Here is a 14,464-nt window from a genome sequence, read left to right on the forward strand (position 1 = left end):
CACCTTTGTTATACATATATTAATTTACCCTTTGTTTAACTTTATAGCCTATACTTCATGCCCATTTAACTTCCTTATTTTATATATTAGTTGTATCCTTCAATGGATAAATATCATTATTCTCATCACAATTACAACATTTCCATCTTTCTTTCATTCTATTTTCTTTACTATCATAAAAGTATTTTATAAACTCTTGGTCTTCTATCCCTTCACAATTAATACAAGCTAATTTAGTTTTATCACCTTTAGTATACATTTCCCGATTTCCTCCTATTTAAGTATTTTATTGGTTGCTATAATCTTCTGATACTTCTATACTATCAATTATCTTATTATCCATTTCATCCACATTAGTTGATTCCTCTATATCAACTTTGTTATAATTGCTGGTAAGCAATTTTCCACTTTATGGCAACAAAGCAAATATAAGATTTTTCAAAAATAAAAACAATGAAAACATAGATACAAGAATTACAATTTTAAAGAAAAAAGCTATATTAGTTGTTTTCTCATCAATAATATGAATAAATTCTTTTAAATCCATTATGAACTTATCATTATAATTAGTTGCAGTTGTATATATAACTAATTTATTTTGATTTTGTTCCTTATCATGATAATAATTATTTTTTTTATCTTTATATATTGCTACAGTTGAATTAGTAGATTTGTCAAGCTTGTTTGTACACTCATATTTATATATATTTCTTTCTAAATTTTCATCATAAATTTTTTGCAATTTACTTTGTTTAGTTGGTTCACTCACTCCAATAGTTCCATAAATTTCATCATTAATACCTGTATAGTAAAAAGGAGATTTTATCATTTTATATAACTCCTTTTTGAAATTTCTATATCTTCTATATCTATAACAATAGACCAATATGGTTTATGTCCAAATTCATTTATCCAATTTTCAAATACTTCATTTAATCTATTATCAAGTATTTCTTTATGTTCATCTTTTATATGACTTGACCAACTCTCTCCAAATTCTCCAAATTCATCATCAATTCTATCTTGAACATAATCTAGTATGTTTTCTGCATCTACACAAGGAATAAAAGCTTCTTTTCTTTTGCCAACATAAACTATTTTTTTAAATTCTCCAGTCCTTTTAAGTTCTTTCTTAGCCCCTTGAATAGCCTCTTCTTTACTTTCATACTCGTCACTTGCAAAATATTCACCATTCCAACTATATAGCCAAATTTCTTTTTCCCCTTCCATATTTACACCTTCCTCAAAATATTATTCTTCTAAAACATATCTATTTAAGGTAATTGAAATGTATTATATTAGTATATAAGTTATTTATTTTAATTAGTTTCAGCACTAACTAATTTTTTATAAATTTCAAAAACCTTGAGATTACACTTTCTTTATTTCTATAATCCGAATCTTGTATGGCTTGTCCAGTTTGAAGTCTATCCTTATTCTCTTTGCTTACATCATAAGACTCATCCTCGTTCCCACTTATTACTTTTTCAAATACAAAATCTTGAAAGTCTGTTTTTTTCCCTTTTGTCTTAATATCAGATAGATATATCTCTAAAGTAAGTTTTGCTATAAATGAACTTAGAGGTCTTGCCAAAGCTCCACTTTCACTATTTAAATCTTTATATATTACCAAATTATCATTTTCAAACCTAGAATCATGATATAAATTACCTTGAATATCTTTTACTATATTTAGACTGCAATCATCAAGTTCAGTATAAATAGCCTTTATTGATGTATCTTCATATTGCCTAAAATTAATATTATCAATTTCTATCTTATCTAATTTTTCTTTTTTTAGTGGTTTACTTACTCCCATTGTTGCATAATAATCTCCTTTGAAATCTTTATATATGCATGGGCATTCTACATCTCTACTCATCACTTCACCCCTATTTTCAATAATATTAATAAGATTTTTACTCAAGCGTTCCTATAATTTCACAATTCCCATCAAAAAATCCTATATCTGTTCTTATATATTGATTACCTAACCACTCTATATAAATTCCAACATGATAGCCATTATTCATAGGAGCATACATACCTACCCTTACTATGCCAATATACTCTTCATTAGCGCAACTGGCTTTCACAATATCATTTTCTTTTAATTTTTTCCCATTAATATCTTTACTGATTATAAGTTCACTTCTTAACTTAAATTCTTTAAACCTATACCTTTGAGATACTTCAGGATACTTATTTTTATCAACTTCAGATAAAAACATATCTATTGGTCTTAAGAATAATTTATTATCTAGATACATAGATTTATATAGGACCAGTTCATCTTCACATTCATTTTTTAAATGATAGATTTTGTTACTTATAATAAATATTCTTATATATTCCTCAGTTTCAGTATGTTTTATATATATTGGAGTCAGTTGAATACTAACATCATTTTTTAACTTACGAAGCTCTTTCTCACTAGCTATAGGAGAACTTATTCCTAGTGTTATATAGAACTTACCTTTGAAATGTTCATATATTCCTGGTTTACTTTTCAGTCTATCTTTTCTTTTTAAACCATATAATCTTTTTGCATTTTCTAATTCTTCAATTCCATTTTTACACAAATATTAACACCTCTTTATCTTGTCTGATATTATTAACCCTCTATATAACTTACATTTTTTAATACAATATCTACAGAACCATCTAAATTCTTTTTAACACTATATTTCATTGGGTCTTCAAAATCACTTATATTACCTACTATTCCAAATCCATTATCAAGCTTCATTTTCCTTTTATTTATATTTTTCTCAATCCATCCTTTATCTACATTCAAATTATCATTAACATTTTTTTCATCAAGTTCTTCTTTTAAGGAATCTTTTTGCTCATCATCTATTATTTCACTTATAAATTCATCTACGTCTATATTTTCACTCTGTAGTAATCTATAATTTAAAAGACTTTTTACTTCTTCTGCTTTTTTTACATCCTCTGAATAATGATTGTTTATCCATTTATCAATTGTCTTTTTTAATACCTTAGTTTTATATGTATCATCATCCACTTTTTTAGCATTTATAAATTCTTCTATGAATCTTGACTTAGAATCTTCTTTCTCAGAATCTATATCTAAAACTCTGACATGATACTCATCATTTATACCACTTAACTCAATTAGTGCAGCTTGTTTTATCTTTGGTTGTATTGAAAAAGCTACATTATTTGGAATTACTTGAATATTAAACTTATCATCTTCATATTCTATGCTATGAGTATAAACACTTTTATACTCAAATTTCATTATTGCAATACCTTCTTGTTCCTTATTTGAATACAAACACATAATCACATTGCAAGAGCCTAATTCTTCTTTCATTTTTTCAAACATATAAGAAGCTATTTCTTTTGAGTTATCTACAAAAGAGTCTTTTTCATATATCATTTGTTCGCAACATTTTTTTACTAAATTATCATTATATTCATTAAAAATACCTTTTCTTAAGTTGTCATTCTTAATTATCTTTTTTAAACATTTTTTAAGAAGCCCCTCTGATTCTTGATTAATCTTACCTTCAAAATCACCTAATACTGGTACTGTACTTTCCTTATCAAAAACATGAACTATAAATTTATTTATTATCATATATACCACTCCTTTTATTTATATTATTTTATTAAAATTTATCAATATCATCTTCATATTCAACAGAGCTTTCATCAATACACCAAACACATCCAAATATATCTTTAAAAGTACAATTATCAAGAAATTGACACTCATAATTAACTGAATCTAAAATATTTACAAGTCCTTTTTTATTTAAATACTTATTTTTTTCATATGCATTCATTGTTTATATACTCCATCATCAATTTATTTTTAAACACAACAACCAATTTGAAACTCTTTTTTCTTTCTTTTTTCTTCTAGGTAGTCTAAAACAATATTTTCAAACTCAAGGTAGTCTTCATCTGACTTAAACCCTCTTTTTGTATATATTTGAGATTTTATAAACATTTCTAGCTCATCTCCCCATACCATGCCATCTTTTTCAAGGTCATGAGCTATGATTATTGCTTTTCTTTTTGCAGTCATACTCAACATATTCTTATATTTTCCTTTCATTTTATAATTTTTTATGTATCTATTTATTAACTATGTTTCTAAAAAGGAATATCATCATCATATATAGGTTCAAAGGTTTGTTGATTTTTCTTGTTTGAATTATCTTTTCCCTTTGAATAATTAACATTTTTTATATCTGGTAAAAACTCAAAACTATTTACTAATATTTTATATAACTCCTTATCAACTCCAAATTCAGAAGAAATTTCTCTATGAAGGTTTCCCTTAATAACTAATCGTTTACCTTTTACAAGATAGTTAGAGAGATTTTCTAAATTACTAGATACCTTTTCACATAAAAAATATTCTGTATTATATTCATTCATTTTTACCTTAATTATAAATTCTAGCTTTTGTTTATCTGAATCTAGAATATTTGTAACTACTGAATCTTTATCTATCTCTCCTAATAAAATAACAATATTCATTTAACCACTCCTATTCATATATCCTGTTGCATTTAGTTGTATATATACTTCCTAAGTTTCTGCATTTATTAACCCAATAGCCTAGATTCTTTTTAAGAGCTTTATTCTCAAATTTAATATAGAAACCTATGTGCATTTCCTCATCTTGAAAATATTCTCCAAATTCAACTACTCCGACTATAGGTTCTTTATTATTCCCAGGCACCATAAGCAAGTCATGCATATATATCTCAACACCATAATAGTCATTTTTACCTGTATAAAATAGTATGTAGTTTTTAGGGTTTCCAATAGGTAAATATAGTCCTCCAAAAGTGTTAAAACCTTTGATAAAAAAATTTGTATTAAGCTTTACTTGCTCAAAGTTATACATTTTTTGTTCACTTTCATTCCACACCTTACACTTAATAACCAACTTTTTCATTCCTTTCATTAGTATATTATTTTGATGGAATATAGCTTTGTCTGAAATCTAATGTAAGGTTTCAAAATAGTTATATCCAATGATTTTTATGATGCTGCTTTCAGATGTTATTTTCTCAATTATTTCAATGTCCTTATTGTTTATAAAATTATCTATATTAATAACATAACTTTTACACTCCCAATCCTCTATGAAGCTATTGTAATCATCAAGATAATAACTATTACAATCAGTTTGCTCTAATAGATATAAAGCTTTTTTTAATTTTTCTCTGTCATCATGTACTATTGAAGCTACCAAACTATATTTACCTAAAAACTTTGATACAATTACTTTCATTCCATCCAGCAAAGTATATGCCTTTAATATATATTGACTCTGTTTATGTTCTAACTCTTTAGTAGATTCTTTTATACTATTTATCTTTTTCTTAGTTTTAAGAATAGCTATATAATAACTTAATAGTTCTTCACCCTTTGTTAATGTACAATTCATAACATTCTCCTTTAATTAATTATTTTCATCTAAAAATAGTTTTATTTGTCTTAGTACTTCTATTTTAAATTTTTCAAAATTTTGTGGATTAAAAGTGTCATGTAATGTTTTTAATATATCTATAGCTTCAAATTCTTCTAATAAGTCTTTTTCTGATAAATATATGAAATAGCTTTGGTGGAACATGGTTATTTCTTCTAATGTGTCTTTATAAAATTTAAAACTTTCTTTATCACCTTCTACACATACTTCTATATAGTCATCTTCTTCATTAAGTATAAAACCTCTTGTATATCTTTTTCCTAAAGTAGCTGCTTTTTCTTTGCTGCACTTTAAATATAATAGTTGTTCTTTTTTAGGTGTTTTATAAGTATTCATTTCTCACCTCTAATTACATATTGATTTAAATTCATCTATTGCTTTTGTAATTTTAGTTAAGCTTCTTTTTCTTATTGAACCATTTTCATTATAGAGAACTCCTTCATATAGTGTTACACTCTTACATGTCGTATAAAAGTCATTATGTCCACTTCTATTTCTTGAAAATATCTTAACTTGTATAGCTTCTGATTCTAAAATCTTAGTATTTTCATCTATAACTCTTCCTTTGATAACTTTTATAGCTGTTGTTCCTCTATCAAAACCACTCTTATCTTTAACATCATAGTAGCCACTATTTGTTATAATTAACTTTGTTTTATTACCTATTTTGAATGATATATCTGAATTATACATATTTACCACTCCTATTATCTTTTTATATTATTTTTTGAAAAGTGCTGATTTTATTAGTTTCATTAAAGTTATTTTTTCTTTTTCTAGACCTTGTTCTAATTCAAAATCACTTACTAAAAAAGCTACATTTACAGATTCTGTTTTATTACAATTTGGACATGATATTTCTATGAATTGTTTCCCCTTTAATGGCGTTTCTATTTTTGCAGTTTGTTTGCAATCTATACAGGTTATATTAAACCCATTATTATCTTGTTTATCTACTTCTAATATTTCTTTAGTTTTACAGGTACAACATGATAATGGAATATACTCTGTATTTACATAAAATTCGCCTATTGTAACTTGATTACTATTACATTTTTTACATGTTATTTGAAATGATTTTAGGGTATTTGTATGCCTTTTAAATATTTCCAGTTTTTCTTCTTGAATATTATAGTTTTGCATAATACTTTCAACTTCTTTTTCAGTTAATTTTCTTTTTCCAGCTTTTGCATCCTGTAATTCATAAGATGTAATTCCTATCTTTTTTGACATATCTTCAAAAGATTCATTATTATCTTCCATTAAATCTCTAATAAAAGGTTTTATCTCATAAGCCATAAAATGACTCCCCCTTTACATCTTATTGGATATATTTCTATTGTAGCTTGATTACTATTACATCTTTTACATGTCATTTGAAATGATTCTGGTGTATTTGTAAGTCTTTTAAATGTTTCTAGTTTCTCTCCTTGAATATTATATTTTCGTATAATACTTTCAACTTCTTTTTCAGTTAACTTTCTTTTCCCAGCTCCTACATCCTGTAATTCATAAGATGTAATTCCTACCTTTTTTGACATATCTTCAAAAGATTCATTATTATCTTCCATTAAATCTCTAATAAAAAGTTTTATCTCATAGTCCATAAATAACTTCCCCTTCATGTTTTATTGGATATATCTTTGTTGTATTTGTGAGTCTTTTTCAATAAATTATCTTTTCTATTATTTCTATTTCGGAAGCTTCAAATATCATTTCAATATTTTCATTATAGTATTTTCCACTATTCCATTTTTTCATGAAGTTTTTATAATCATTTATGTATATACCTAAAGTTGTACTCTGTTCTAATAGATATATGGCTTCCCTAATTGTAACTGAATCTTTATCCTGGTAATCTATCATACGGGCTCTTCCCATGAATGTAATTACTTTTATCTCCAAACCATCAATCATATTATAGTATTTAAAAAGAGTATTTATTTCTGATTCTGATAACTCTAACTTCTTATTTTTTTCTATACTTTTTTTAGTTTTTTTTGTTTTTAGCTTTACTATAAATGTTTCCATTTTATCTTTCTTTAAGATATCCCCCATAAGTATTCCTTTCTATTAACTCATATTATTACAGGTTTCACATATGTATCCAAAAGCTCCATCATAAACTTTATCCTTGTCAAATATAAATGAATTACATCTTGTACACCTATAAACTATAGGGAAATTCATTTTTATACTTCCTTCATATAAAAATTCTGCTAATATTGATTCTGTAATGCTTAAAGAAGTTGTTTTTAGAGGTATATTAATTTTTTCTATGTCTTCAGTATCTATAAGATATATAGAATCTTGTACTTCAAGTAATGCAAAATGTATTTTTTCTTTATTAGCATGTTTCATCTTCTTTAATATCAAATCTGAAAGAATCTTAATTATATATATTGGTAATGGTCGCATGCATAATATTTTCCTTTCCATAATTTTTATATTATAAAGCATACATTTTATATATAGAATAAGGTGTCATCTTCTTTACTCTAACTAAAATTTTTATTTGGTTAACTTCTTCAGAAGTCAAATCTCTTCCTATATGACGCTTCATTTTACTTCTCACACTAGTTTCTCTAGCTATATATTGTTTATGTTCTTGATATTTTTTATATAAAGCTGCCTTTTCACCAGCTTTATCTATAAGTTCTTGAGAGCATTTCTTACATATAGTTTTAGGTCTTTTTTTGCCATCGCAAACCCAGCTATTAAAACTTGAAATTGGCTTTTTTAATTTACAATGAGAACAATGATAAACCTTTCCATCTAAAAACTCTCTATAACGTTTATTATTTAAAAATTTGTCATAAATATAATTAAAGTATTTCTTTTTATCTACGTCATAGATTTCAACTCTTATAATTTCCTTTATATAACCTTCAAGCTCTTTCAAATCTAAGTATCCCATTTCTTCAAAACTCTCAGATATAGCAGCTATAATGTATTGACACTCCTTTTTGTCATTTTCAGTCATCAAAGGTATTCCCTCCCCTTTATTTTATATATGTAAATCATTATTTTTATTTATGTCATCTATTGCTTTGAATAGTTTTATTTTTATTAGCTATAAATTTTAATATATTTGCACTATTTCTCAAAAGTTGTAATTCCTTTTTTATTTCTTTTAGTTGTAATATCTCAATAAATATATCTTCTTTATTTTCTTCTATATATTTATCAGCTTCCATATCAGATTTTTTATCTATATCAGATATAGAATCATACATTATACTAAGATTTTCTATATCTTGTGGTCTATATTCTATAGTCAAACTATTTTTATCTATATCAGTTCTTTCTGAGAAATAAACTTCTGCTTCATATCTACTAAACATTAGTTTATTTCTATGACTATTATTATTTAGTATTCTATTCTTTTCTTTTTCTGTGAGATTTAAATTATTCTCATCCAAATTTACTTTTTCTATAATTTTTTGTTTAACTAATTGTGTAAAAATAAAATTATATTCTTCTACCGTAATATACTTATTTAAATCATTTTGTTTATGAGAATCGTCTCTTTTCATATTAGAAATATGTTCAATATTGTTTTTCCAAAATTTTTCTATATTAAACATTCAAATTTCCCTCCAATTTTATGTCTATAAGCTTTCATAATTTGATTTGTAATATAATATTTTCCTTTTATATGAGATTTCTATTATTTCATCTAAGCTTATCTTTAATTCAGAATTATTATTAAAGAAAATCCTTTTATAATTATTTTCAATAATATCTGAATTTAATATATGATGCTCAAAGCTTCTTAATATAGGTTCTTTCACATTCAAAATATACTCTTTATCATTTTTTAATACTCTAATTCTGAATGATTTCTTAGTTTTATCTGAAAATATATTCACTATCTTTTTAAATTCAAGTGCATTTCTATCTTGATTTAACTTTTCTATCTCTTCTTTTAAATGTTTAAGATATACTATGTCATAATAAAGCTCTTTTTTATTCATCTGGATATATTCATTGCACTCAAGATTAACCTCTTTATCAAAATCTAATATTGACCTATAAATTAATTTTGAATCTTTAAATTTTATCATTGTGTAATTAATCTTAAGACTATCTTTATTAATATCAAATCCATTTAAAAAGTTATTTTCTATTTCTTTTCTTCCAGATATTAAGTTCCTTTTTTGTTTTAGATATTCTTTTATATCTTTTTCCTCATCATAAGAAAGTGGTATGTTTTTTTCATCAAAATTTATTTTTTCTCTTATTCTTTTTTTAACTGTATTTTCAAATAGAGCCTTATGTTTATCTAAAGATATAACTCTATCAATGCCTGCAAAATCTAGAACTTTTTTTCCATATGATTCTGCTTCTAAATCTATAAAATAAAAGGTGTTATTTGTTTCGTAATAAAATCCTAATAATAAATTCCCCTTTTTTAACAGGTCCGTTATATAAACATATTTAAAATCATTAGATTTAACTTTATAAATTGTTCTTTCTAAATCAAATTTATCTTTCTTAAATGTTTTTAATACTCCATTTTCTTCTTTATCTAAAAAATATTTTAAATTCATTATATTAATTCCCCCAATTTTTATTTTATCATCCCTGACTTTATTTTCACGTCGGCGTAGTTTTTTAATCATCCATGATAATTACTTTACAACGATACTTATTTTTTGTCAACGATAATTACAAAAATTTCAGAATATAGAGAATTTCTTAATTATATTTATTTTTATTACTAAAAAACAAATTTTCATTGACAGGAACCAATACTTGTATTCTATAATGCCATTTATCCATTACTTTTTTCTTTGACCCAAACCTACAATCTAAATATCTGTCAGATTGTTTTAACATTAGCATTTTATTTTTACATATATCTCTTGAAAAATAATTTGGTCTCCAATTTGTCCAAAAACACAAAACTCCATTTATTTTTATTATTTTTTTATTTTTCATAACTTTCACCTCATTTATATGTAGCCTTCCTTTTTCTTTTTTTCAATTGATGATTCAAATACACTAATAGCATCAGTTATATTTATACATTTTTTTATTTTTACTTTCCCTTTTACTCCATTATTAATTACAAGAATAGCAACATTAAATTCTCTATTTTGATTTTTATGAAGTTCTATTAAACAAATTTTTTTATTATTTACCTTTAATAATTTTCTATGACTCATTATGTTATATCTTTCACCATAAAATGGATTACTTTTTTGCACCCACTTTGGAATTTTTATAGAAAACACATTATTATTCATATTAATTTTTATCCTTTCTTTTTTATTTACAAGTTTTTATTAATGCTATCTTTATCTAAAAACTTTACATTTTGTTTTACAAATTCAAATGAATTCATCTCCATTACAGAATTTATTATTTTATATACATCATTCCATGTATTTTTTTTATTTACTTTACCTATATATATCTTCAAACTATTTTTTATCAAATATTTTTTGTTGAAACTATTTATAGAACTATAAAATTCATTTTTACTTTTTTTTTCAAAATTTATTATATACACACCAGATAATTCACTTTTAAATTTTTCTTTTAGACTTTCTAACATCAATAGTAATTTTTGTTGTTGATTTTTTATTTCTTTATGAGTATTATTAATATCAAAACTTACTTCTTCTTCTAATTCCCAGATAAAATATGCTATTTTAATTTTTATCGCCTCCAAAATTGATTTATATAAAAAGATATCACTTATTAATGACTACCAGTTCTTATATAAATATAAAAAAAATATAGTTTTTTTATTTTCAATCAAAAACTATATTTTCTTTATATTTATATATGGATTTTTAAAATTTATTTTTTTCAACAAAAATTTTTAGATAGGAGAAATTAAAACAATGTATGAATTGAATTTACCAGAATTTATATTAATAGATACATATATACATATGAATAGTATAATCTTCTATGTTAAACCAAAAAAGAAACCTTCCTCATGTATATATTGTGGTGGAATAATTTATAAACATGCTTCCACTAAAAGATGTGCAAAAGATATTAATATTGGAAATAAAAAAGTTACTATCACTATTAATGCAACTCGTTTTAAGTGTCCTGAATGCAAAAGTACATTTACACAACAATTTGATTCTATAGATTATAGAGATAAGGTTACTAAAAGACTTATCGACCATGTAATACTAGAAGCTAGAAAAAAACCTTTAGAACAAATAGTTTTTGAAACTGGTTTATCTATAACTACAGTTAAAAAGTTAGTTAACCATCAGAATCTATTTTAAGCGCATAAAAGCTTCACATTGATTATTTATATTACTTAATCAATGTGAAGCTTTTAAAATGTCATTTATTAGGTCAATTAAACGTACATTCGTTCTCTTTTAGTTAGCTTTAAATAAATTTGTTGAAATTGTATCTGAAGCTTCTTTATCCATTTCCTTAAGAACATGTGAATATACATTTAATGTTGTATTAACATTAGAATGTCCAACTCTTTCAGAAATTACTTTTATAGGAACTTTAGAATTCATTAACAATGTTACATGAGAATGTCTTAAGTCATGAAATCTAATGTGTGGTAATTCATTATTTTTTAAAAAACGTCTAAACTTTTTACTTATTACATCTTCAGCTATGGGGTTGCCAAGTTTATCAAAGAAAATTAAATTATATTTATTCTTTGTATTGCTTTTCAATAATCTTTTCATTTGCTCTTTTTTATACTGCTTTAATAATATCATGACTTCTATTGGAACAAATACACTTCTATTCGAACTTTCTGTCTTTGGCTCTTTCAAAATAACAGCTCCTTTTACTCTGCTTGTTATTTTATTTATTAAAATTGTATTTTCATCAAAATTAACATTATCCCAGGATATACCCAAAATTTCAGATAATCTAAATCCTAGAGCAATTGCTAAATTTATTGCTAATCCTAATTCTCTATTTCCTTTTTTACACATATCCAATAGATTAATCATTTGCTCTTTATCATATATATCATTTCTAAATTTTTTAGCTCTTGGTATATCTATATCGTCTACGATATTTTCTCTAATTAGTTTAAGTTTATATGCCCTTTTAATAACTAATCTTAATATATTTAAATGTATCCTGATGCTTTGAGGATTTAATGTTTTCACCAATGAATCAATATAATTTTGTATATGAATCACTTTTAAATCTTGTAACCTGTATTGGCCAAGTTCTTTCAGTATATATTTTTTACTTATTCTAAGGTATTTATCATATGTGCTCAAAGAAATATTCTCTCTATGTTTTTCAAGAAAATCTAATAAAAATTCTTCTAACGTAATCTCATTTGGGACTAATACATTATCATTGTATATTTTATCTTTAAGTTCAGCTAATCTCCTATTAGCATCTCTTCTTTTTAAATATGCTCCCATATTCTTTTGTTTTCTGTTTCCTAATTCATCCTTATATTCTAAGTAAACAATATAATTCTTTGTTCTTTTCCTAACAAAAGCATTCATTAGCACCTCTCCAATTTTATCACCGAATATTTATATTAATATTATATCATACACATTAATCTTTCACGATATATCTCTTCTTTACCAATTATTATTATTAATATAAAAATATACCTTCTAAGAATTCACTATCTGATTCAAAACTCTCCCAGAAAACTTCTATTTTTTGCATATACTAATCCTTAATCTATAGGAATAGCAGTCTTTTCAATCTTTATGGCTCCATTTGGCATTGCATATCTTGCAACTTCCATAAAGTCACAATAGACTTCCATGTAATCATCACATTTCATTATCAAAGCATCTATAAATTGTTTTTCACCTGTTATTTTTGCTTTTTCAAGTAGCTCTTCTATTTTTTTATTTTTATTTTCTTCCTCTTCAGTTCTTAATTTATCAAGAATTTCTTTAGCTGATTCATGTAATATTATTAAATCAGATTTATTTAATTTATAAAATCGATATGTTATATAATCTACATACTGGTAATGTGTAAAAAAATCATTTAAATCAATTTTTGATTTATGGATGTCATCTAACATAGAATTTATTCCAGAATATATTTCATTGTAACAGACTAAGTACTTATTAGTTCCTTTTAAAAGAAACTCAGTATCATTTGGCATTTCATCAAAAGACATTTTTTTATATTTCTCATGTTCTTCTTCATAAGTTTCATTTTCTTCTATGACTTCTTCCTCTTCTTTTTCTGGTGAATATCTTGAAACCAATTCATTAGTAAAAAACTTTATAAAATTATTTACTGTTTCTGAACTAGTTTCTTGAAAAAGAAACTCTTCATAAGTACAATCATAATAAAGTTTAGCTATAGAAATATCTCCATCATTTTTTAGCAATCTAGCAATTTTAGAGACTCCCAAACCTTTTCCTTTACCAATTCCAAAATCATTATTTTCAATTAGTTCTTCAATGTCAATTAATTCAGGAATCTTATTTATATAAATTCTCTTATCATTTCCTTTTTTCCAAAGTTTATATTCTTCAAGTAAAGCTTCCTCTAGCAAATTTTCCATTTTATAACCTCCATTTTATCAATATAAATATTATTCTTTGCTATAATTAGTGACTATTACTCCTTTTAAGACCTTCTGTTTATATATTTCAAAAGTTGCAAAACTTTATTGTGTATAAATCTTTATTTATATTTTACATTTCTTTTGTTGAATTATAGCCTGTCTAAAATTATAAGTCAAGATACTATTAAATAATAATATTTTATATAAATAACAAAAAAAGAATGCATAATAAGTTATAAAAACTTCATACATTCCTTTTAGAAGAAGGATTAAACATAAAAAAAATGGCATTTCATAGACCAGTTTTTTAGTTTTAAATAATTATAGTTTATATATTTCTAATTTTCAAGTTAAATCACTTTTTTTAAATAAAATACTTTTTAATTTAATCAAAAAATAGAAATGGAATATGTTTGTAAACATATTCCATTTCAAGTAAAGAGTTAAATTATCTAAAATTAATTCTATTTTTATTT

26 protein-coding genes are annotated in these 14,464 nt (G+C 24.3%); 1 reads left to right on the forward strand and 25 read right to left on the reverse strand.

Annotated features, from left to right (window positions below; translation table 11 throughout):
• Positions 1 to 79: 79 nt before the first annotated feature.
• From Q3304_RS08270 to Q3304_RS08380, 23 genes are all read right to left on the reverse strand, one after another.
• Positions 80 to 259, reverse strand: a complete 180-nt coding sequence (locus Q3304_RS08270; protein WP_021382400.1) for a hypothetical protein — start codon at positions 257 to 259, stop codon at positions 80 to 82.
• 150 nt (positions 260 to 409) lie between these two features.
• On the reverse strand, positions 410 to 829 hold the full coding sequence (locus Q3304_RS08275) for a hypothetical protein (protein WP_407813544.1): 420 nt from the start codon (positions 827 to 829) through the stop codon (positions 410 to 412).
• Complete coding sequence (locus Q3304_RS08280) at positions 826 to 1,230, reverse strand: hypothetical protein (protein WP_407813543.1); 405 nt, start codon at positions 1,228 to 1,230, stop codon at positions 826 to 828. The genes Q3304_RS08275 and Q3304_RS08280 overlap by 4 nt, the downstream gene beginning before the upstream one ends.
• A gap of 109 nt (positions 1,231 to 1,339) precedes the next feature.
• Positions 1,340 to 1,882, reverse strand: a complete 543-nt coding sequence (locus Q3304_RS08285; protein ID WP_407813542.1) for a hypothetical protein — start codon at positions 1,880 to 1,882, stop codon at positions 1,340 to 1,342.
• Between the two features lie 37 nt (positions 1,883 to 1,919).
• On the reverse strand, positions 1,920 to 2,582 hold the full coding sequence (locus tag Q3304_RS08290; protein WP_407813541.1) for a DUF1653 domain-containing protein: 663 nt from the start codon (positions 2,580 to 2,582) through the stop codon (positions 1,920 to 1,922).
• A 32-nt stretch (positions 2,583 to 2,614) separates the two neighbouring features.
• Positions 2,615 to 3,607, reverse strand: a complete 993-nt coding sequence (locus Q3304_RS08295) for a nucleoid-associated protein (protein ID WP_407813540.1) — start codon at positions 3,605 to 3,607, stop codon at positions 2,615 to 2,617.
• Positions 3,608 to 3,638: 31 nt separating this feature from the next.
• Positions 3,639 to 3,815 (reverse strand): hypothetical protein, encoded by a 177-nt coding sequence (locus Q3304_RS08300; RefSeq protein ID WP_407813539.1) that lies wholly within the window; start codon positions 3,813 to 3,815, stop codon positions 3,639 to 3,641.
• A 29-nt stretch (positions 3,816 to 3,844) separates the two neighbouring features.
• The gene (locus tag Q3304_RS08305) at positions 3,845 to 4,090 is read right to left on the reverse strand and encodes a hypothetical protein (RefSeq protein WP_407813538.1); all 246 of its coding nucleotides are present in this window, start codon (positions 4,088 to 4,090) and stop codon (positions 3,845 to 3,847) included.
• A gap of 38 nt (positions 4,091 to 4,128) precedes the next feature.
• Positions 4,129 to 4,518, reverse strand: a complete 390-nt coding sequence (locus Q3304_RS08310) for a single-stranded DNA-binding protein (RefSeq protein WP_407813537.1) — start codon at positions 4,516 to 4,518, stop codon at positions 4,129 to 4,131.
• 10 nt (positions 4,519 to 4,528) lie between these two features.
• Positions 4,529 to 4,951: a hypothetical protein gene (locus tag Q3304_RS08315; protein WP_407813536.1), complete on the reverse strand. Its 423-nt coding sequence runs from the start codon at positions 4,949 to 4,951 to the stop codon at positions 4,529 to 4,531.
• Positions 4,952 to 4,990: 39 nt separating this feature from the next.
• Positions 4,991 to 5,437: a hypothetical protein gene (locus Q3304_RS08320; RefSeq protein ID WP_407813535.1), complete on the reverse strand. Its 447-nt coding sequence runs from the start codon at positions 5,435 to 5,437 to the stop codon at positions 4,991 to 4,993.
• Positions 5,438 to 5,452: 15 nt separating this feature from the next.
• The gene (locus tag Q3304_RS08325; RefSeq protein ID WP_407813534.1) at positions 5,453 to 5,815 is read right to left on the reverse strand and encodes a hypothetical protein; all 363 of its coding nucleotides are present in this window, start codon (positions 5,813 to 5,815) and stop codon (positions 5,453 to 5,455) included.
• Positions 5,816 to 5,824: 9 nt separating this feature from the next.
• Positions 5,825 to 6,172 carry a hypothetical protein gene (locus Q3304_RS08330; RefSeq protein WP_407813533.1) on the reverse strand — a complete coding sequence of 116 codons (348 nt, stop codon included), beginning with the start codon at positions 6,170 to 6,172 and terminating at the stop codon, positions 5,825 to 5,827.
• A gap of 27 nt (positions 6,173 to 6,199) precedes the next feature.
• Complete coding sequence (locus Q3304_RS08335) at positions 6,200 to 6,778, reverse strand: hypothetical protein (RefSeq protein WP_407813532.1); 579 nt, start codon at positions 6,776 to 6,778, stop codon at positions 6,200 to 6,202.
• A complete protein-coding gene (locus Q3304_RS08340; protein ID WP_407813531.1) occupies positions 6,763 to 7,086 on the reverse strand; it encodes a hypothetical protein in 324 nt (107 codons plus the stop codon). Before Q3304_RS08340 ends, Q3304_RS08335 begins: the two co-directional genes overlap by 16 nt.
• Positions 7,087 to 7,144: 58 nt before the next feature.
• Entirely contained in the window at positions 7,145 to 7,510 is a 366-nt protein-coding gene (locus Q3304_RS08345) for a hypothetical protein (protein WP_044211896.1), read from the reverse strand.
• A 42-nt stretch (positions 7,511 to 7,552) separates the two neighbouring features.
• On the reverse strand, positions 7,553 to 7,918 hold the full coding sequence (locus Q3304_RS08350; protein WP_407813530.1) for a hypothetical protein: 366 nt from the start codon (positions 7,916 to 7,918) through the stop codon (positions 7,553 to 7,555).
• 10 nt (positions 7,919 to 7,928) lie between these two features.
• Positions 7,929 to 8,462: a hypothetical protein gene (locus Q3304_RS08355; protein WP_407813529.1), complete on the reverse strand. Its 534-nt coding sequence runs from the start codon at positions 8,460 to 8,462 to the stop codon at positions 7,929 to 7,931.
• A 55-nt stretch (positions 8,463 to 8,517) separates the two neighbouring features.
• Positions 8,518 to 9,066, reverse strand: a complete 549-nt coding sequence (locus Q3304_RS08360) for a hypothetical protein (protein ID WP_021382419.1) — start codon at positions 9,064 to 9,066, stop codon at positions 8,518 to 8,520.
• A 24-nt stretch (positions 9,067 to 9,090) separates the two neighbouring features.
• Positions 9,091 to 10,032 carry a hypothetical protein gene (locus Q3304_RS08365; RefSeq protein WP_407813528.1) on the reverse strand — a complete coding sequence of 314 codons (942 nt, stop codon included), beginning with the start codon at positions 10,030 to 10,032 and terminating at the stop codon, positions 9,091 to 9,093.
• A 148-nt stretch (positions 10,033 to 10,180) separates the two neighbouring features.
• A complete protein-coding gene (locus Q3304_RS08370) occupies positions 10,181 to 10,423 on the reverse strand; it encodes a hypothetical protein (RefSeq protein ID WP_021382421.1) in 243 nt (80 codons plus the stop codon).
• Positions 10,424 to 10,437: 14 nt separating this feature from the next.
• Complete coding sequence (locus Q3304_RS08375; protein ID WP_021382422.1) at positions 10,438 to 10,731, reverse strand: hypothetical protein; 294 nt, start codon at positions 10,729 to 10,731, stop codon at positions 10,438 to 10,440.
• Positions 10,732 to 10,757: 26 nt separating this feature from the next.
• On the reverse strand, positions 10,758 to 11,159 hold the full coding sequence (locus tag Q3304_RS08380) for a hypothetical protein (protein ID WP_407813527.1): 402 nt from the start codon (positions 11,157 to 11,159) through the stop codon (positions 10,758 to 10,760).
• 175 nt (positions 11,160 to 11,334) lie between these two features.
• Here Q3304_RS08380 and Q3304_RS08385 point away from each other — a divergent pair, with 175 nt between their 5' ends.
• On the forward strand, positions 11,335 to 11,736 hold the full coding sequence (locus Q3304_RS08385; RefSeq protein WP_021382424.1) for a transposase family protein: 402 nt from the start codon (positions 11,335 to 11,337) through the stop codon (positions 11,734 to 11,736).
• 99 nt (positions 11,737 to 11,835) lie between these two features.
• On the opposite strand, the gene Q3304_RS08390 is transcribed toward Q3304_RS08385, so the two are convergent.
• Both Q3304_RS08390 and Q3304_RS08395 read right to left on the reverse strand, forming a co-directional pair.
• Positions 11,836 to 12,951 (reverse strand): tyrosine-type recombinase/integrase, encoded by a 1,116-nt coding sequence (locus Q3304_RS08390; protein ID WP_407813526.1) that lies wholly within the window; start codon positions 12,949 to 12,951, stop codon positions 11,836 to 11,838.
• Positions 12,952 to 13,133: 182 nt separating this feature from the next.
• Positions 13,134 to 13,985: a hypothetical protein gene (locus tag Q3304_RS08395; protein WP_407813525.1), complete on the reverse strand. Its 852-nt coding sequence runs from the start codon at positions 13,983 to 13,985 to the stop codon at positions 13,134 to 13,136.
• Positions 13,986 to 14,464 lie beyond the last annotated feature (479 nt).

The organism is Clostridioides sp. GD02377 (assembly GCF_045899875.1).
Taxonomy (GTDB): domain Bacteria; phylum Bacillota; class Clostridia; order Peptostreptococcales; family Peptostreptococcaceae; genus Clostridioides; species Clostridioides difficile_A.